This window comes from Hydrogenophaga sp. RWCD_12, assembly GCF_046604225.1.
Taxonomy (GTDB): Bacteria; Pseudomonadota; Gammaproteobacteria; order Burkholderiales; family Burkholderiaceae_C; genus Hydrogenophaga.
Map to the genome: position 1 here is coordinate 258275 of NZ_JBKIXC010000002.1, position 16805 is coordinate 275079.

At 67.6% G+C, this 16805-nt stretch carries 15 protein-coding genes and 1 other RNA gene; 9 read left to right on the forward strand and 7 right to left on the reverse strand.

Annotation, left to right across the window (positions count from 1 at the left end; genetic code table 11):
• The first annotated feature begins 50 nt into the window (after window positions 1-50).
• Entirely contained in the window at window positions 51-788 is a 738-nt protein-coding gene (locus ACLIJ1_RS08285; protein ID WP_411365038.1) for a type 1 glutamine amidotransferase, read from the forward strand.
• A 13-nt stretch (window positions 789-801) separates the two neighbouring features.
• Here ACLIJ1_RS08285 and ACLIJ1_RS08290 read toward each other — a convergent pair whose 3' ends face one another.
• Window positions 802-1236, reverse strand: a complete 435-nt coding sequence (locus ACLIJ1_RS08290; RefSeq protein WP_411365039.1) for an acyl-CoA thioesterase — start codon at window positions 1234-1236, stop codon at window positions 802-804.
• A 37-nt stretch (window positions 1237-1273) separates the two neighbouring features.
• Between ACLIJ1_RS08290 and ACLIJ1_RS08295 the strand changes: the two genes are divergently transcribed.
• Complete coding sequence (locus ACLIJ1_RS08295; protein WP_411365040.1) at window positions 1274-3127, forward strand: ABCB family ABC transporter ATP-binding protein/permease; 1854 nt, start codon at window positions 1274-1276, stop codon at window positions 3125-3127.
• Here the strand turns inward: ACLIJ1_RS08295 and ACLIJ1_RS08300 are convergent.
• A complete protein-coding gene (locus ACLIJ1_RS08300) occupies window positions 3124-4671 on the reverse strand; it encodes an acetyl-CoA hydrolase/transferase family protein (RefSeq protein ID WP_411365041.1) in 1548 nt (515 codons plus the stop codon). The two genes, ACLIJ1_RS08295 and ACLIJ1_RS08300, sit on opposite strands and share 4 nt — an antisense overlap.
• Before the next feature lie 180 nt (window positions 4672-4851).
• Between ACLIJ1_RS08300 and ACLIJ1_RS08305 the strand changes: the two genes are divergently transcribed.
• The 5 genes from ACLIJ1_RS08305 to htpX all read left to right on the forward strand — a co-directional run bounded on the left by ACLIJ1_RS08305 (window position 4852) and on the right by htpX (window position 9993).
• Window positions 4852-5775 (forward strand): LysR substrate-binding domain-containing protein, encoded by a 924-nt coding sequence (locus tag ACLIJ1_RS08305; protein ID WP_411365042.1) that lies wholly within the window; start codon window positions 4852-4854, stop codon window positions 5773-5775.
• 26 nt (window positions 5776-5801) lie between these two features.
• Complete coding sequence (gene pyrC / locus ACLIJ1_RS08310) at window positions 5802-6851, forward strand: dihydroorotase (RefSeq protein WP_411365043.1); 1050 nt, start codon at window positions 5802-5804, stop codon at window positions 6849-6851.
• Between the two features lie 6 nt (window positions 6852-6857).
• Window positions 6858-7640: a DUF3025 domain-containing protein gene (locus tag ACLIJ1_RS08315; RefSeq protein ID WP_411365044.1), complete on the forward strand. Its 783-nt coding sequence runs from the start codon at window positions 6858-6860 to the stop codon at window positions 7638-7640.
• Window position 7641: 1 nt separating this feature from the next.
• On the forward strand, window positions 7642-9036 hold the full coding sequence (locus ACLIJ1_RS08320; RefSeq protein ID WP_411365045.1) for a glutamine synthetase family protein: 1395 nt from the start codon (window positions 7642-7644) through the stop codon (window positions 9034-9036).
• A 90-nt stretch (window positions 9037-9126) separates the two neighbouring features.
• On the forward strand, window positions 9127-9993 hold the full coding sequence (gene htpX, locus ACLIJ1_RS08325; RefSeq protein WP_411365046.1) for a protease HtpX: 867 nt from the start codon (window positions 9127-9129) through the stop codon (window positions 9991-9993).
• Window positions 9994-10030: 37 nt separating this feature from the next.
• On the opposite strand, the gene ACLIJ1_RS08330 is transcribed toward htpX, so the two are convergent.
• From ACLIJ1_RS08330 to ACLIJ1_RS08345, 4 genes are all read right to left on the reverse strand, one after another.
• Window positions 10031-10678: a hypothetical protein gene (locus ACLIJ1_RS08330; protein ID WP_411365047.1), complete on the reverse strand. Its 648-nt coding sequence runs from the start codon at window positions 10676-10678 to the stop codon at window positions 10031-10033.
• The gene (locus ACLIJ1_RS08335) at window positions 10678-11325 is read right to left on the reverse strand and encodes a TIGR00730 family Rossman fold protein (RefSeq protein WP_411365048.1); all 648 of its coding nucleotides are present in this window, start codon (window positions 11323-11325) and stop codon (window positions 10678-10680) included. Before ACLIJ1_RS08335 ends, ACLIJ1_RS08330 begins: the two co-directional genes overlap by 1 nt.
• A 177-nt stretch (window positions 11326-11502) precedes the next feature.
• The gene (locus ACLIJ1_RS08340) at window positions 11503-12147 is read right to left on the reverse strand and encodes a glycine zipper 2TM domain-containing protein (RefSeq protein WP_411365049.1); all 645 of its coding nucleotides are present in this window, start codon (window positions 12145-12147) and stop codon (window positions 11503-11505) included.
• A 102-nt stretch (window positions 12148-12249) separates the two neighbouring features.
• Window positions 12250-14070 (reverse strand): NAD(P)/FAD-dependent oxidoreductase, encoded by a 1821-nt coding sequence (locus ACLIJ1_RS08345; RefSeq protein ID WP_411365050.1) that lies wholly within the window; start codon window positions 14068-14070, stop codon window positions 12250-12252.
• 118 nt (window positions 14071-14188) lie between these two features.
• Here ACLIJ1_RS08345 and ACLIJ1_RS08350 point away from each other — a divergent pair, with 118 nt between their 5' ends.
• A complete protein-coding gene (locus ACLIJ1_RS08350) occupies window positions 14189-15565 on the forward strand; it encodes an MATE family efflux transporter (RefSeq protein ID WP_411365051.1) in 1377 nt (458 codons plus the stop codon).
• A gap of 20 nt (window positions 15566-15585) precedes the next feature.
• An RNA gene (gene rnpB, locus ACLIJ1_RS08355) (RNase P RNA component class A) lies at window positions 15586-15980 on the forward strand.
• Between the two features lies 1 nt (window position 15981).
• On the opposite strand, the gene ACLIJ1_RS08360 is transcribed toward rnpB, so the two are convergent.
• The gene (locus ACLIJ1_RS08360) at window positions 15982-16686 is read right to left on the reverse strand and encodes a Crp/Fnr family transcriptional regulator (RefSeq protein WP_411365052.1); all 705 of its coding nucleotides are present in this window, start codon (window positions 16684-16686) and stop codon (window positions 15982-15984) included.
• Window positions 16687-16805 lie beyond the last annotated feature (119 nt).

The following is a 16805-nucleotide window of genomic DNA, read 5'->3' on the forward strand; positions in this document are numbered from 1 at the left end:
GGCGCCGATTGGCTCCCGGCCCCGGGCGCCACTTCGCGATCATTCCGGGCATGGACGACTCGCGTTTCGACGGCACCGAGGTGCTGGTGCTGCAGCACCTGCTCGAAGACGGCCCTGGCCATCTCGGTGTCTGGCTGGACACGCAGGGCGTGCGCTGGCGTGTGCTGTGCACCGAAGCGGGCGATGCCTACCCGGCGTCGGTGCGTGGCCTGAAAGCGCTGGCCGTGCTCGGCGGTGCCTGGAGCGCCAACGACTATCGCCGCTCGCTGCGCCAGGCCGAGGCGCTGATCCGCGAGGCCGACGCGCTGGGCATGCCGGTGATCGGCCACTGTCTGGGCGGCCAACTGATGGCACGGGCCTTCGGCGGGCGCGTCGAGACGCTGGCGGTGCCCGAGATTGGCTGGTTGCCGATGCGGCACAGCGGCAGCGCGGCGGCGCGGGGATGGCTGGGCGAAACGCCCGTGGCCACCCTTTACCAGTGGCACTACGACAGCTTTGTCGGGTTGCCGCCAGGCGCCGAGCTCATCGCCGGGTCGGCAGCCTGCCCGCACCAGTCGTTCGTGCTGCGCCAGCACTTGGCGATGCAGTTCCACATCGAGATCACGCAGCGCAAGGTGGAAGACTGGATCGCGGTGCCGGGTGAGGCCTACGCGCCGGCCTGCCAGGCGCATCCGCAGACGGTGCAGACGCCCGAGGCGATGCGTGAGGGCACGCGACAACACCTGGCCGCCAGCACCGCGCTGGCCGAACACATCTACGGCCGCTGGCGCGAACGTTGGCTGCGCTGAAAAGACGAAATGTTCAGGCCAGACCGGCCGGCAGACCGTCGCGCGGGATGGTGCGCGGTTTGCCTTCGTGATCGATTGCCACGTAGGTCAGGCTGGCTTCGGTCACCTTCACGTACTGGCCCTGGGCCGAGAAGCGCTCGGCGAAGACCTCGACCTGCACCGTGATCGAGGTGTTGCCCACACGCGTGACGTGCGAGAAGAAGCTCAGGATGTCGCCCACGCGCACCGGCTGCTTGAAGATGAACTGGTTGACCGCCACGGTCGCCATGCGCCCGCGCACATAGCGCGCCGGCAGCACAGCGCCGGCCAGGTCGACCTGCGCCATCACCCAGCCGCCGAAGATGTCGCCGTTGCCGTTGGTGTCGGCCGGCATCGGGATCACCTTGAGCACCAGTTCGCGGCCTTCAGGGAGATCGGTGTGGGGGCGGGGGCTTGATTCGCTGGACATGGGCACAATCTCTTGTTAACTCCCACGATTGTCCCGCATGCGCTCCTCGTCCGTCTCCCGGGCCGCCCATCCCGTGCCCGCCGCCGACAGCGGCCCGTCAGCTTCCCGCTCCGACTGGGCGACCCTGCAACGCCTGTTCCCCTACCTGTGGCAGTACAAGTGGCGCGTGATCGCGGCGCTGAGCTTCATGGTCGCGGCCAAGGCAGCCAACGTGGGCGTGCCGCTGCTGCTCAAGCAGCTGGTCGATGCGATGACGATCCCGCCCGGCAGCACGGCGGCGATGCTGGTGGTGCCGGTCGGACTGATCGTGGCCTACGGCTTGCTGCGCCTGTCGACCAGCGTGTTCACCGAGCTGCGCGAGCTGGTGTTCGCAAAAGCGACGGAGGGCGCGACCCGCTCGATCGCCCTGCAGGTCTTCGGCCACCTGCACGCGCTGTCGCTGCGTTTTCACCTGGAGCGCCAGACCGGCGGCATGACGCGCGACATCGAACGCGGTACGCGCGGCGTGCAGTCGCTGATCTCGTATTCGCTCTACAGCATCTTCCCCACGCTGATCGAGGTGACCTTCGTGCTCACCCTGCTGGGCACCAGGTTCGACATGGGTTATGTGTGGATCACGCTGGTGGCGCTGGTGCTGTATGTCACCTTCACCGTGACGGTGACCGAGTGGCGCACCAAGTTCCGGCGCGAGATGAACGAGCTGGAGTCGCGCAGCCAGACCCGCGCGATCGACTCGCTGCTGAACTACGAGACCGTCAAGTACTTCAACAACGAGGCCTTCGAGGGGCGCCGTTACGACGAGGCGCTGGAGAAGCTGCGCCGCGCACGCATCAAGAGCCAGACCACGCTCTCCATGCTCAACACCGGTCAGCAGCTGGTGATTGCGGTCGCGCTGGTGCTGATGCTGTACCGCGCCACGCAGGGCGTGGCCGACGGCCACATGACGCTGGGTGACCTGGTGATGGTCAACGCCTTCATGATCCAGCTCTACATCCCGCTCGGCTTCCTGGGCGTGCTCTACCGCGAGATCAAGCAGAGCCTGACCGACCTGGACAAGATGTTTGTGCTGCTGGAGAAGGAGCGCGAGATCGCCGACCAGCCGGGGGCGCAGCCGCTGCAGCTGGATGGCCCGCCGGCGGTGAAGTTCGAGAACGTGCGCTTCTCCTACGAGCCGGCGCGCGAGATCCTGCACGGCATCAGTTTCGAGATCCCGGCCGGCAAGACGGTCGCGGTCGTCGGGCCTTCGGGCTCGGGCAAGTCGACACTGGCTCGGTTGCTGTACCGCTTCTACGACGTCAGCAACCACGAGCCAGGCGGACCGCACGGGGGCGGCCGCATCACCATTCACGGGCAGGACATCCGTCAGGTCACGCAGTCCAGCGTCCGCCAGGCGATCGGCATCGTGCCGCAGGACACGGTGCTGTTCAACGACAGCATTGAATACAACATCCTCTACGGCCGGCCCGACGCAGGTCACGAAGCGGCGGTCGAGGCGGCCAAGGCGGCCCACATCCACAGCTTCATCGACCGCCTGCCGCAGGGTTACGCGACCACGGTGGGTGAGCGTGGCCTCAAGCTGTCGGGCGGTGAGAAGCAGCGGGTGGCGATCGCGCGCACCCTGCTGAAGAACCCGCCCATCGTGATCTTCGACGAGGCGACCTCGGCGCTGGACTCGGCCAACGAGCGCGCGATCCAGACCGAGCTCAGGAGCGCGGCGCGCAACAAGACCTCACTGGTGATCGCGCACCGGCTCTCGACGGTGGTCGATGCGCACGAGATCCTGGTGCTGGTCAATGGCGAAATCGTCGAGCGCGGCACGCACGCGGACCTGGTCGCCAAGGGCGGCACCTACGCAGGGATGTGGTCCCTGCAGCAGTCCGGTTCCGACTAGGGCCTCATGCTGCCGGTGCGCTCGTACCGGCTGTGCCAGGACAGCGCTTCTTCCAGCAGGTGTGGCGTGTGCAGGCCGGCGTGGCCAGCCCGGGCGTTGGCTTCGCTGCGCTCCACGTAGTCGAGCAGCGCCGGTTTGAAATCCGGGTGGGCGCAGCGCTCGATGATCAGTCGCGAGCGCTGGCGCGGCGACAGGCCGCGCAGATCGGCCAGACCCTGTTCGGTCACGACGATCTGCACGTCGTGTTCGGTGTGGTCCACGTGGCTGACCATGGGCACGATGCAGCTGATGCTGCCGCCTTTGGCGGTCGACGGCGTCATGAAGATCGAGATGTAGGCGTTGCGCGCGAAGTCGCCCGAGCCACCGATGCCGTTCATGATGCGCGTGCCCATCACGTGGGTGGAGTTCACGTTGCCGTACAAGTCGGCCTCGATCATCCCGTTCATCGCGATCAGGCCCAGGCGGCGGATCACCTCGGGGTGGTTGCTGATCTCCTGCGGGCGCAGCACGATGCGCTCGCGGTAGAAGTCCAGGTTCTCGTTGAACTCCTTCATCACCTCGGCCGAGAGCGAGATCGCGGTCGAAGAGGCCATGCGCATCTTGCCGGACTTGAGCAGGGCGAGCATGCCGTCCTGCAGCACCTCGGTGTAGCCCTGCAGGCCTGTGAACGGGCCGTCGTTGAGGCTTTCCATCACAGCGTTGGCGATGTTGCCCACACCCGACTGCAGCGGCAGCAGCTCGGGCGGCAGGCGGCCTTGCTTCACTTCGTTCTGCAGGAAGTCCATCAGGTGGCCGGCGATGCGGCGTGAGGCTTCGTCGGGCGCGGTGAAGCGGGTGTCGCGGTCGGGCAGGTTGGTCTCGACGATGGCGATCACCTTGGCCGGGTCGCAGCGCAGGTAGGGCTCGCCGATGCGGTCGCCCGCGTGCGTCATCGGGATCGGCTTGCGGTGCGGGGGGCGCTCGGTGCCGTAGTAGATGTCGTGCATGCCGGCCAGCGCCAGCGGGTGGCCGTGGTTGACTTCCAGGATGACCTTGTCGGCCTGGTCCAGCCAGGTCTTGTTGTTGCCGACCGAGGTCGCCGGGATCAGGCGGCCGTCTTCCAGCACGCCTGCCACCTCGATCACTGCCACGTTGAGTTTGCCCAGAAAGCCGAACCACACGTACTGCGCCACGTGCGAGAGGTGGATGTCGGTGTAGGCCATGTCGCCGGCGTTGATGCGCTCCCGGCAGGTCGGGTCGGACTGGTAGGGCAGGCGCATGTCCATGCCACCGACCTTGGCCAGCGCGCCATCCAGTTCGGGTGCGGTCGAGGCGCCGGTCCACAGGCCGATGCGAAATTCCTGCCCGGCGTCGTGCTGCTGCTGGATGTGCTTCGCCAGCGCCAGGGGAACGAGCTTGGGATAGCCGGCGCCGGTGAAGCCGCTCATGCCCACGTGGTCGCCGTGGTGGATGAGGGCGGCCGCCGCGTCGGCCGACATGATTTTCTGGCGCAGCCCTTCGTGGGCGATGCGGGACGGGAAGACGGCGGGCGGGTTCTGGGTCATGGGAATGAGATAAGGGTTAACCCTAGGCTCTCGCTATCGTAACGGAAGCGGGCGCTGCCCAAACCCCGGAAAAGCAGGGTATGTGCGGTATGGGACGACCCTCCGTGCTTCACACTGCGGGGCTGAGCGCCTTCGGAACGGCCGGGCGGCGCTCATGCACGGCGCGCATAATTCCCCGCCATGGAAACCAAGTGGCTGGAAGATTTCGTGAGCCTGGCCGAGACGCGCAGCTTCAGCCGCTCCGCGCAGCTGCGCCACGTCACGCAACCCGCGTTCTCGCGCCGCATCCAGTCGCTCGAAGCCTGGGCCGGCACCGACCTGGTCGACCGCTCGTCCTACCCCACGCGCCTCACGCCCGCCGGCCAGACGCTGTACGACCAGTCGCTGGAAATGCTGCAGGCGCTGCAGAGCACGCGCGCCATGCTGCGCGCGCACACAGCGGCGGCCCAGGACGTTATCGAGTTCGCGGTGCCGCACACGCTGGCCTTCACCTTTTTCCCGTCCTGGCTGTCGGGTTTGCGCGAGAGCTGCGGGCCGATCAAGAGCCGGCTGATCGCAATGAACGTGCACGACGCGGTGATGCGTCTGGTCGAAAGCAGCTGCGACCTGCTGATCGCCTACCACCACACCTCGCAGCCGATCCAGCTGGATGCCGCCCGCTACGAGATGCTGCCGCTGGGCCGCGAGACGCTCTCGCCCTACGTCAAGCCGAACGAGCAGGGCGAGCCGATGTTCCGCCTGCCCGGCACCACGGCGCACCCCTTGCCGTACCTGGCCTATGCGCCAGGCGCCTACATGGGCCGCGCGGTCGAGCAGGTGCTCAAGAGCAGCCCGGTGCCAGTGCACCTGGACCGCATCTACGAAACCGACATGTCCGAGGGTCTGAAAGCGATGGCGCTGGAAGGCCACGGCATTGCCTTCCTGCCGGCCAGCGCGGTGCGGCGCGAACTGCGCAGCAAGCGGCTGGTGAGCGCGGGCGAGGGGCTGGACACCACGCTGGACATCCGCATCTACCGCGAACGCCCTGGCACCCGCAAGGCCAAGGGTTCGGTGGACGCGTTCTGGAACGATCTGGAGCGCCACCTGGCCGCCCACACCAAGTGACTCCGCCGGGGTGGGAAAATCGGGGCATGAACGCCCCAGCTCAATCCATCACCATCACCATCACCCGCCCCGACGACTGGCACCTGCACGTGCGCGACGGCGCCGCCTTGCACACGGTCGTCCCACACACCGCCGCCCAGTTCGGCCGCGCGATCATCATGCCCAACCTCAAGCCGCCGGTGACCACCGCGGCCCAGGCCACGGCCTACGCCGAGCGCGTCCGCGCCGCCGTGCCCGCGAGCGTGCAGTTCGAGCCCCTGATGACGCTGTACCTGACCGACAACCTGCCGGCCGACGAGATTGCCCGGGCGAAAGACGCCGGTGTGGTCGCCGCCAAGCTCTACCCGGCCGGCGCCACCACCAACAGCGACGCGGGCGTGACCGACATCCGCAAGACCTACAAGACCCTCGAAGCGATGCAGAAGGCCGGCATGCTGCTGCTGGTGCACGGCGAAGTCACCAGCCCCGACATCGACCTGTTCGACCGCGAGGCGGTGTTCATCGAGCAGCAGCTCGAACCCTTGCGCAAGGACTTCCCGGGTCTGAAGATCGTGATGGAGCACATCACGACCAAGGAAGCCGCACAGTACGTGGCCGCGGCCGACGCGAATCTGGGTGCGACCATCACCGCGCACCACCTGCTCTACAACCGCAACGCCATCTTCACCGGTGGCATCCGCCCGCACTACTACTGCCTGCCGGTGCTCAAGCGCGAAACCCACCGCCAGGCCCTGGTGGCCGCAGCCACGGGTGGCAACGCGAAATTCTTCCTCGGCACCGACAGCGCGCCGCACCCGGCCCACCTGAAGGAACACGCGACCGGCTGCGCCGGCTGCTACACCGCCCATGCAGCCATCGAGATGTACGCCGAGGCCTTCGAGGCCGCGGGCGCGCTGGACAAGCTCGAGGCCTTCGCCAGCTTCAACGGCCCGGCCTTCTACGGCCTGCCGCGCAACGCCGGCAGCATCACCCTGCGCAAGGAAAGCTGGACCCCGCCCGAGAGCTATGCCTTCGGCGAGGCCGAGCTCAAGCCGCTGCGTTCGGGCGAAGCGCTGCCCTGGAAGCTGGTGGCCTGAGCGTCCATGTGTGCCGTCGGCAACGCCGTGGCCGGCTGGCCCGCGCCCGACTGGTCCCAGCCCTGGAATGCACCGTTTGCCGACGTCGGATCGGCGGTGCGTGCTGCCTGTGAGGCAGGCCTTGCGCTGTCCGTGGCGCTGACGCAATGCATCGGCGCCGCCGGCCCGCGTTTCGTGCCGCAGGCCGAGCTGCCCGAGGGCATGGCCTATGAGCAGTTCATCTTCGACACCGGTGCTGTGCCCACGCGCGAGGGCCTGCACGATTTCTTCAACGGTCTGGTGTGGAAACGCTTTCCCGCCACCAAGCGCCGGCTCAACCGCCTGCAGGCGGCGGAAATCGAGGCCGCTGGCGTGGGGCAGGTGCGCGGAGCGGTGCGCGACGCGATCACGCTGTTTGACGAAAACGCCGTGTTGCTGCAGGCGCCCGATGCCCTCTGGGAGGCATTGATCGCACGCGAATGGACCCGGCTCTTCGTCGATCTGCGGCCCCTGTGGGCGCAGGCCCGGCTGGTAGGGTTCGGGCACGCGTTGCTGGAGAAGCTGGTCGCGCCCTACAAGTCCGTCACCGGGCATGTCTACCGCGCACCCGTGCCCCCTGAACTGGGAGATGACCTGGCCGCCTGGGACGACTGGCTGGCGGCGCGCCTGACGGCCTCGGAACTGGCTGCCAAGCCCTTCACCCCGCTGCCTGTGCTTGGAGTGCCGGGCTGGTGGCCGGGCAACCAAGACCCTGCGTTCTACGACGACGCCCACGTGTTCCGGCCGATGCGCCCCACCCTGGAAAGCTGACATGCCTTCGACCCCATCGTCTTCCGCGCCCTCCTGGGCCCACCTGAATCTGGCGAGCGACGCCGACCGCGCCACGCTGGCCGCGCATTTCCGCGACACCGGCGTGCGCGATGTCGAATGCCTGTTCGCCGACGTCACCGGCTACCCGCGCGGCAAGCTGATGCCCGCAGCCAGCTTCGCCGGCGGCACCGAGCTGCGCATCTGCCAGGCGATCCCGATGCAGTGCGTGACGGGGGAATACAGCTACGACCCCGTCTTTCCGGACAGTGATCCGGACGTGCGCCTGGTGCCCGACCTCGCGACGCTCAAGCGCTCGCCCTGGGCCAGCGTGCCGCGGTACCTGGCGATCCACGATTGCCTGGAGCTGGATGGTTCGTTGTGCGAATTCGCGCCGCGCTCGGTGCTGAAGAACGTGGTGGCACGCTATGCCGCCAGGGGCCTGACCCCGGTGGTGGCGCCCGAGATCGAGTTCTACCTGACCGCGGCGATGACCGATCCGGCCCAGCCGCTGGCCTCGCCGACCGGCAAGGGCGGCCGGCCCGAGGTGGGCCAGTCGGCCTTCAGTCTGAACGCGCTCAACGAACTGGCGCCGTTCTGGGACGCCTTCCACGCCGCCATCGACGGCCTGGGCATCCGCGCCGACACCTGGCTGCACGAGGTCGGCGAGAACCAGTACGAGATCAACCTGCTGCACGGCGACCCGGTGGAGGTGGCCGACCAGGCCTTCCTGTTCAAGACCGCGGCGCGCGAGATCGCGCTGCAGCACGGGCTGAACGCGGTCTTCATGGCCAAGCCCGTCGCGGACCAGGCCGGCAGCTCGATGCACATGCACCAGAGCGTGGTCGACGCACAGGGCCGGAACGTGTTCAGCGCGGCCGACGGCAGCGCCACCGAGGCCTTTGCCCACTACATTGGCGGCCTGCAGGCCTACACGCCCGACCTGATGCTGATCTACGCACCCACGGTCAACAGCTACCGCCGCTACGTCGCCGGCAGCCAGGCACCGACCAATGTGCAGTGGGGTCACGACAACCGCACCACCGGCCTGCGCATTCCGGTCAGCGGACCGGCGGCGCGCCGCGTGGAAAACCGGCTCGCCGGTGCCGACGCCAACCCCTACCTCGCGATGGCGGCGACGCTGGCGGCCGGGCTGGCAGGCATGGAGGAACGCCTGGCGCCAGCCGAACCGGTCACCGGCAACGGCTACGACCAGGCGCGCAGCCTGCCGCGAACCTTTGACACGGCGCTGGATCAGATGGCGCACAGTGGGCATGCATCCCGGCTGCTGGGCGAGCGCTTCGTGCGCGGCTATCTGGCGGTCAAGGCGCTGGAGCACGACCATTTCCTGCGCGAAGTGACAGCCTGGGAGCGGCGGTTCCTGCTGCCACAAGTCTGACGACTGCACAGTGCCGGAACGTGGCCCTGACTTGAAACGGGGTTTGCTGCCCTCACTATCATTGGCCGCAGACTTTTCTTCGGAGACTCCATGAAACGCATTTTCCTGTTCGTTCTGACCAACTTCGCCGTGATGGCGGTGCTGATGGTCACCTCGCGCCTGCTGGGCGTGGACCGTTACCTGACGGCCAACGGGCTGAACATGTCGGCGCTGGCGGGCTTCTCGCTCATCATGGGTTTCGGCGGCGCGACGATCTCGCTGCTGATGAGCAAGACCATGGCCAAGATGAGCACCGGCGCGCGCGTGATCAACCAGCCGCAGACTGCCGACGAAGCCTGGATCGTGCAGACGGTGCAGACCTTCGCCCAGAAGGCCGGCATCGGCATGCCCGAGGTCGCGATCTATGACGGGGCGCCCAACGCCTTTGCCACTGGCGCCTTCAAGAACAGCGCCCTGGTCGCGGTGTCGACCGGCCTGCTGCAGAACATGACGCGCGAAGAAGTTGAGGCCGTGATCGGACACGAAGTCGCTCACGTGGCCAATGGCGACATGGTCACCATGACCCTGATCCAGGGCGTGATGAACACCTTTGTCGTGTTCCTCAGCCGCGTCATCGGTTACGCGGTCGACAGTTTCCTGCGCCGGGGTGACGACCGCAGCGGCCCGGGCATCGGCTACATGGTCACGACCATGGTGCTGGACCTGCTGCTCGGTTTTGTGGCCGCGATCATCGTGGCCTGGTTCTCTCGCCAGCGCGAATTCCGCGCCGACGCCGGCGCCGCCGGCCTGATGGGCCGCAAGCAGCCGATGATCAACGCGCTGGCCCGCCTGGGCGGGCTGACGCCAGGCGAACTGCCCAAGAACATGCAGGCCATGGGCATCACCGGCAGCCTGGGCAAGCTGTTCTCGACCCACCCGCCGATGGAAGAGCGTATCGCTGCCCTGCAGAAGCTCTGATCCGCGCCGCGCCCGCGGGGGCGCTCGCGGGTTGACGTCAGGGCCGACCGACCGGGCGAAGCAGCATCACGTCGGCCACCAGCCACAGCCCGTAGCAGACCAGCATCGTGACCGGCGTCAACACGGCCACGCTCAGAAACGGAAGCTCTCCAGCCACGCGTCCCAGGGCCAGCAGCGTTGCGGCCATGGCGGGCAGCCTGCTCAACACGACCGCACCGCGGCAGATCGTGGCCCAGCGTGCAACAGGGAGCGCCAAGACGCTCCCGTATTTTCCAATGGCGTGCAAGGCGCCGGCGGTGGCGGCCAGCAGCGGCTGACCCAGAAAAAGCAGCCCCACACCCAGCATCACGGCGCCGTGACCCGACAGCAGGTCGCCGGTCCTCAGGCGTGCCAGGTCGGGTGCACCCGGGCCCGCAAAGGCCTGGTGATAGGCCTCTCCGCTCACATAGAAGACCACCATGGAAATAGTCAGCGCCAGTGCCGCGGGACTGCCCACAAAATAGTCCCACCAGCGATCAGTGTCTCCCTGGCCGGCCGCCAGGTAGAGCGCCAGACCGGTCACCAGGCCAAACGCGTTGCCCAGGTTGTAGAGACCACCAGGTCCTGCCATCCGCAGGCGCAGTGCCTGGGCCCAGCGTGGGGCAGGAGTCTGAAGCCGCGGCAGGGGTTGGATCCGGCCGGCCATCATGCGGCTCCCCGGCTCTGCTGCGCCACTTGGGCCAGCAGCGCATCGACGGCTCCTGACGGGCTGGCGCTGTGCACCAGTGCTTCGTGGAAGCTGGCGGGCGTGAAGCGCCCTCCGATGATGTGCTGCATCAGGTCGAAGAAGGGCGTCCAGAAACCATCTTCGTCGAGGAACGCCACAGGCTTGCTGTGCAGACCGAGCCGGGCCCAGGAAAGCACCTCGACCGCTTCTTCCAGCGTGCCGATGCCGCCGGGCAGAACGATGAATGCATCGGCTTCTTCGAACATCCGCATCTTGCGGGTGTGCATGTCGTCGACCAGCTCGTGCTCCACGGCTTCGTAGATGCACTCCTTGGCCAGCAGGAAGCGGGGCATCACACCCAGCACCGCGCCACCGGCCGCATGGGCCGAGCGTGCGCAGGCGCCCATCAGGCCAACGCCACCACCGCCATAGACGAGCCGCACGCCGGCGGCCGCCAGCTGTGCTCCCAGGCGTTCGGCCAGCCGGATGTAGTCGGGCCGCACGTCGTCCGACGCGCCGCAATAGACGCAGATCGAGAACGCGCCGCTTGGATGCGAAGCGCGTCTGGGAGAGTAAGGCGGGGTGCTGGCCAGGGGCGCCAGCGCATCGGGCGAGATAGGGGGCATGTCGGTTCTCCAGTGTCAATGACAACCGAAAGGGTGGCCCCTTCCGGACTGGAGCGATGTTGACCAGCCTCTTTCACGGCCACATCCCCACTCTGCGGGAAAAGTGAGCGCCGCTGTCCCCCAACGGGTGGACCGGCCGACCGGCAAACACCGGTCGGCAGGCGGCGCGGGAGGCCATCAACGCCAGTTGCGGTCCCAGTGGCCTTCGTCGCGGTCGTCCCAGCGGCGGTCGTCGCGATAGCGGTCGTGACCATAGGGCCGGTAGCCACCGATGCGCACCACGTCGGGCGCGGCTGCCTGTGGGCGGTAGTAGCCGGCGGGGGCAGGGGCCACACCGACGGGCTGCACACTCACCGGCACCCAGCGACCCGGGTCGTTGGCCATCTGCACGCTGTACTGCCGGCCAGCGTATTCATAGACCACGTTGTAGGCCACGGTGCGGTTCTCCACCACGCTCTGCGTGCTGCATTCCTGCACGGTGCGCACGGTGTCCTGGCCACGGCCTTCGATGCGGTCTCCCAGGATGGCGCCACCGAAGATGCCCAGGGCAGTGGCGGCAGCGCGGCCGTTGCCATGGCCAACCGCGTTGCCCATGGCACCACCGGCGATGGCACCCATCACGGCGCCGGCGCCCGACCCGCGCGCCGGTTCACGCACGGAAACGTTCTGGCAAACCTGCTGCGGCACAGCGACCTGCTGCATCACGGGGGTGCTGCTGAGCACGCGGCCTCGTTCTTCCTGCGCCTGGGCGGCGGAGGCACCGGCGAGGGCCAACACGCCAGTCAGGACGGGGAGCAGGATGGAACGGGAGGAGGTGTTCATGGAAAGTCTCCGGGGGTTGAAGGAGACTCCACTGTGCGGACCGACTGTCAACCCGCACCGCATCCGCGGTAAAGCTGACGGGCAAGTTGTAACCAGCGGTGTTCAGGTGCCGAAGATGGCCTTGGCGACCGCCTCGGCGACCTTGATGCCGTCCACGCCCGCCGACAGGATGCCGCCCGCATAACCCGCACCTTCCCCGGCGGGGTAGAAGCCGCGGGTGTTCAAGCTCTGAAGGTCGTCTCCGCGCGTGATGCGCAGCGGCGAACTGGTGCGGGTCTCGACGCCGGTAAGCATCGCGTCGGGCATGTCGTAGCCCTTGATCTTGCGGCCGAACGCCGGCAGCGCCTCGCGCATGGCCTCGATGGCGAAGTCGGGCAGGGCGGGGGCGAGATCGCCCAGCTTCACGCCCGGTTTGTAGGACGGCAGCACTTCGCCGAACGTGGTCGACGGACGCGCCGCGAGGAAGTCGCCGACCTTCTGGCCGGGCGCTTCGTAGCTCCTGCCGCCGAGGTCGAAGGCGCGCGCTTCGAGCTGGCGCTGCAGCACGATGCCGGCCAGCGGGTGGGTCTTTCCCTCGGCCGTGAACGCCTCGGCCTCTTGGGCGTAGCGTGGGCCGTCGGTCTCGCCGAACGCGGCGGTCCACAGCGGCAGGTCCTGCGGGAAGCGGGTCGGGTAGTCGCTCAGGTCGATGCCGACCACCATGCCTGCGTTGGCGTTGCGCTCGTTGCGCGAGTACTGGCTCATGCCGTTGGTGACGACGCGACCCGGTTCGCTGGTTGCCGCGACCACGGTGCCACCCGGGCACATGCAGAAGCTGTAGACCGCGCGACCGTTCTTCGCGTGGTGCACCAGCTTGTAGTCGGCCGCGCCCAGCAGCGGGTGGCCAGCGTGTTTGCCCCAGCGCGCACGGTCGATCACGCCTTGCGGGTGCTCGATGCGGAAACCCACCGAAAACGGCTTGGCTTCGAGGAACACGCCCGCGTCGTGCAGCATGGCAAAGGTATCGCGCGAGCTGTGGCCCAGCGCGAACACGGCATGGCGCACCGGCATTTCAACGGTCTCACAGGTGTCGAGCTTGAGCACACGCAGCGCCTGCAGCTGCTGGCCATCGGCCGCCGCGGCGAGATCGACCCCAACCACCTGGTGCTGGAAACGGATCTCGCCACCGAGCGCGACGATCTTCTCGCGCATGGCCTCGACTACCCTCACCAGCTTGAAGGTGCCGATGTGCGGATGGGCCTGGTAGAGGATCTCGGGCGGCGCGCCGGCGTCGACGAACTCCTGCATCACCTTGCGGCCGAGGAAGCGCGGGTCCTTGATCTGGCTGTAGAGCTTGCCGTCGGAGAACAGGCCAGCACCGCCTTCGCCGTACTGCACGTTGCTCTGCGGGTTGAGCACCTTCTTGCGCCACAGGCCCCAGGTGTCCTTGGTGCGTTCGCGCACCGGCTTGCCGCGTTCAAGCACGATAGGCTTCAGGCCCATCTGCGCCAGCGCCAGCGCGGCGAACAGGCCGCAGGGTCCAAGGCCGATGACCACAGGGCGGTCGGCATCGCTGGCCGGCCAGTTGGCGGGCGCATGGCCGGGCGCGTGCCAGACCATGTCGGGCGTGGGCAGTACGTGCGGGTTCTTTTCGTGCCGCGCGAGCGTGGCGGCTTCCAGCGCCGGGTCGGTCAGCGCCGCGTCGACGATGTACACCGCCAGCAGCTCGGCCTTGCGGGCATCGAAGCTGCGCTTGAAGACTTGCAGCGAAGCGATGGCCTCGCGCGGCACGCCGAGCGCGCTCGCGGCCTGGCAGGTCAGGGCATCCACCGGGTGCGGCAATGGCGCGCGGTCCAGATCGGTTTCGGTGGGGGCGTCGGCAGCGCGGCGGTGCTCGGACGGCACCTCGGCCAGAGGGAGTTTGAGTTCGGCGATGCGGATCATGGTCTCGTGGGGCTTGTGTCGATCAAGCAGCGAAGAGGGTTATTGTCGCTGCCTTGCCCGCACGCACCCTGTTGTCAAATTTACCCGGGTAAAATAATTCATCCGGGTAAAATAAACCATGTCCACCACTTCTCCTCCTTCCCATCCCGCCGCCAACAAGCCGTTGTGGCGCGTCTACCTGATGTTCCTGGTGCCGATGGTGCTGTCGAACATCCTGCAGGGCCTCTCGGGCACGCTCAACGGCATCTACATCGGCCAGATGCTGGGCACGCACGCGCTGGCCGCGGTCTCGGGCATGTTCCCGATCGTGTTCTTCTTCATCTCGCTGATCATCGGCCTGGGCTCGGGGGCCTCGGTGCTGATCGGCCAGGCCTGGGGCGCACGTGAGCCGCACAAGGTCAAGAAGATCGCCGGCACGGCGATCACGCTGGGTGCGGTGATCGGCCTGGTGGCGGCAGTGGCCGGCACCATCTTCGCGCGCGAGGCCATGGTGGCGCTGGGCACGCCGGCCGACGTGCTGGACGACGCGGTGTCCTACACCCGCATGATGATGCTGTTCATGCCGTTGCTGCTGGTGTTCATCCTGCTCACGCAGCTGCTGCGCGGCGTCAGCGACACGGTTTCGCCGCTGCTGGCCTTTTTGATGTCGACCACGGTCGGGCTGGCGATGACGCCGCTGCTGATCAAGGGCTGGGTCGGCCTGCCGCCCATGGGCATCCGCAGTGCCGCGCTGGCCGGTTTCGTCTCGACCGCCGCCGCACTGGCCTTTCTGGCCCTGCGCCTGCGCCGCCTCAAGCATGTGCTGGCGCCCGACCGCGCGCTGATGCACGCGCTCAGGCTCGATGGCGAGATCCTGGCCAAGGTGATGCGCATCGGTCTGCCGACCGGGCTGCAGATGGTGGTGATTTCGCTGTCGGAGCTGGTGATCCTGTCGCTGGTCAACCACCACGGTTCGCAGGCCACGGCCTCCTACGGCGCGGTCACGCAACTGGTGAACTATGTGCAGTTCCCGGCGCTGTCGATCGCGATCACGGCGTCCATCCTGGCGGCGCAGACGATTGGTGCGGGCCGCACCGAGCGCCTCGGGCCGATCCTCAAGACCGGACTGGGCATGAATGCTGCGCTCACCGGTTCTCTGGTGTTGCTGGGCTATGCAGTCTCGGGCCCGGCGCTGAGCCTGTTCCTGACGCAGGAGCCGGTGATGGCGCAGGCACAGCACCTGCTGCACCTGATGCTCTGGAGCATCCTGGTGTTCGGCTTCCAGGCGGTGATCGGCGGCGTCATGCGTGCCAGCGGTGACGTGCTGATCCCGATGGCGATCTCGGTGTTCTGCATCCTGGGGGTGCAGCTGCCGGTGGCGGTCTGGCTCAACGGGCGGCTGGGCCTGGAAGGCATCTGGATCGCGTTCCCGGTGGCCTACGTGGCGATGCTGGTGCTGCAGTCGGCCTATTACCTGGGGGTGTGGCGGCACCGGAAAATCCGGCGCCTGATCTGAACAGGGATAATTGCGTCCGTGAAGCGCGCCAGACCGCCGCTGGTGCAACCCCGCAAGGGGACCCGAAAGGGAGCACTGGAGGAACGTCCGGACTGCACAGGACAGCGTAGGAGGTAACACCTCTCCACCGACCAGCCTGACAGGGCAACCTGAAGGGTCCTAAGGTGAGGATCAGAGCAACAGAGACGAGCCGATTCAGTTCGGGTGAAACGGGCAATCTCTACGCGCAGCAATACCAAATAGGCCAGCCTGAAGCGGCGCGGTTCGCCGCGTTGCCGATTCCTTGTGGTTCCGCAAGGTGAGCTGGCGGGTAGGTAGCACCGAGCCGGGTGGGCGACCCCCGGCCCAGAGGAATGGCGGTCACATCCGGGGCAACCCGGATGCACAGAATCCGGCTTATCGGCGCGCTTCACACTTTATTCATCGACCGCCGCAATTGGCTGGTCGCCGGTCCCCGCAGCAATGCCTGGCATGTGGCAGGCCTCGGCCGCGAGACCCGCCTGGTCCAGGATGCGAATACGCCCCCGTCGGTAGTCCAGCAGCCCCTGCTCCTTCAAGGCCATGGCGGCGAGCGTCACGCCGGCGCGGCGCACGCCCAGCATGTCCGCCAGGTGGGCATGGGTCAAGACCAGCGGCGTCTGCGGCGCCCGCTGGGCGCTGAGCAGGATCCAGCCTGCCAGCCGGGCCTTGATGTCCTGGACCTGGGCCGATGCTGCGAGCATTGCGACCTCCTGCGAAAACAGCCAGATGTAGCGCGAGAACACCTTGAGCATGCCGGCGTGCCGGTTCACCAGCCGTTGCAGTTCGCCGCCGGTGAATTGCAGCGCTGTGCCAGGGCTCTGCACCAGCTGCGTCAGGGTGCCAGACCCCAGACCGAAGGCCTGTTGCAGACCCACGGCGCCTTCACAACCTGCCAGTCCGACGGCCAGACCGGCGTGCGCGCCCGGGCGTGCCACCAGCGCCACGCTGGCGCTGGTCGGGAAATGCACGCGGTCTGACGGCCCGTCCGGGCTGCACAGCACCTGTCCCGCCCTGAGCGTGACGGGCGTGCAGCAGCGCAGCAGCAGTGCCAGATCGGCCGGCGGCAGCTGGGCCAGCAGGCCGTTGGACGGAGGGTTCAAACGGGGATCCGTTCAGGGTTGAAAACGGCCAGTGTGGAGGATTCTCGGTGCCGTTTGGCAGGGCAGCGGAGCCTGCGATGGCCTGCAGTGTACGTGCCGCGCGGGGCGTTCGCCCGGGC

Bases quoted from the DNA above. Each gene is read 5' to 3' on its own strand.
- ACLIJ1_RS08285 (WP_411365038.1), top strand. From the start codon at position 51: ATGGACGACTCGCGTTTCGACGGCACCGAGGTGCTGGTGCTGCAGCAC.
- ACLIJ1_RS08290 (WP_411365039.1), bottom strand. From the start codon at position 1,236: ATGTCCAGCGAATCAAGCCCCCGCCCCCACACCGATCTCCCTGAAGGC.
- ACLIJ1_RS08295 (WP_411365040.1), top strand. From the start codon at position 1,274: ATGCGCTCCTCGTCCGTCTCCCGGGCCGCCCATCCCGTGCCCGCCGCC.
- ACLIJ1_RS08300 (WP_411365041.1), bottom strand. From the start codon at position 4,671: ATGACCCAGAACCCGCCCGCCGTCTTCCCGTCCCGCATCGCCCACGAA.
- ACLIJ1_RS08305 (WP_411365042.1), top strand. From the start codon at position 4,852: ATGGAAACCAAGTGGCTGGAAGATTTCGTGAGCCTGGCCGAGACGCGC.
- pyrC (WP_411365043.1), top strand. From the start codon at position 5,802: ATGAACGCCCCAGCTCAATCCATCACCATCACCATCACCCGCCCCGAC.
- ACLIJ1_RS08315 (WP_411365044.1), top strand. From the start codon at position 6,858: ATGTGTGCCGTCGGCAACGCCGTGGCCGGCTGGCCCGCGCCCGACTGG.
- ACLIJ1_RS08320 (WP_411365045.1), top strand. From the start codon at position 7,642: ATGCCTTCGACCCCATCGTCTTCCGCGCCCTCCTGGGCCCACCTGAAT.
- htpX (WP_411365046.1), top strand. From the start codon at position 9,127: ATGAAACGCATTTTCCTGTTCGTTCTGACCAACTTCGCCGTGATGGCG.
- ACLIJ1_RS08330 (WP_411365047.1), bottom strand. From the start codon at position 10,678: ATGGCCGGCCGGATCCAACCCCTGCCGCGGCTTCAGACTCCTGCCCCA.
- ACLIJ1_RS08335 (WP_411365048.1), bottom strand. From the start codon at position 11,325: ATGCCCCCTATCTCGCCCGATGCGCTGGCGCCCCTGGCCAGCACCCCG.
- ACLIJ1_RS08340 (WP_411365049.1), bottom strand. From the start codon at position 12,147: ATGAACACCTCCTCCCGTTCCATCCTGCTCCCCGTCCTGACTGGCGTG.
- ACLIJ1_RS08345 (WP_411365050.1), bottom strand. From the start codon at position 14,070: ATGATCCGCATCGCCGAACTCAAACTCCCTCTGGCCGAGGTGCCGTCC.
- ACLIJ1_RS08350 (WP_411365051.1), top strand. From the start codon at position 14,189: ATGTCCACCACTTCTCCTCCTTCCCATCCCGCCGCCAACAAGCCGTTG.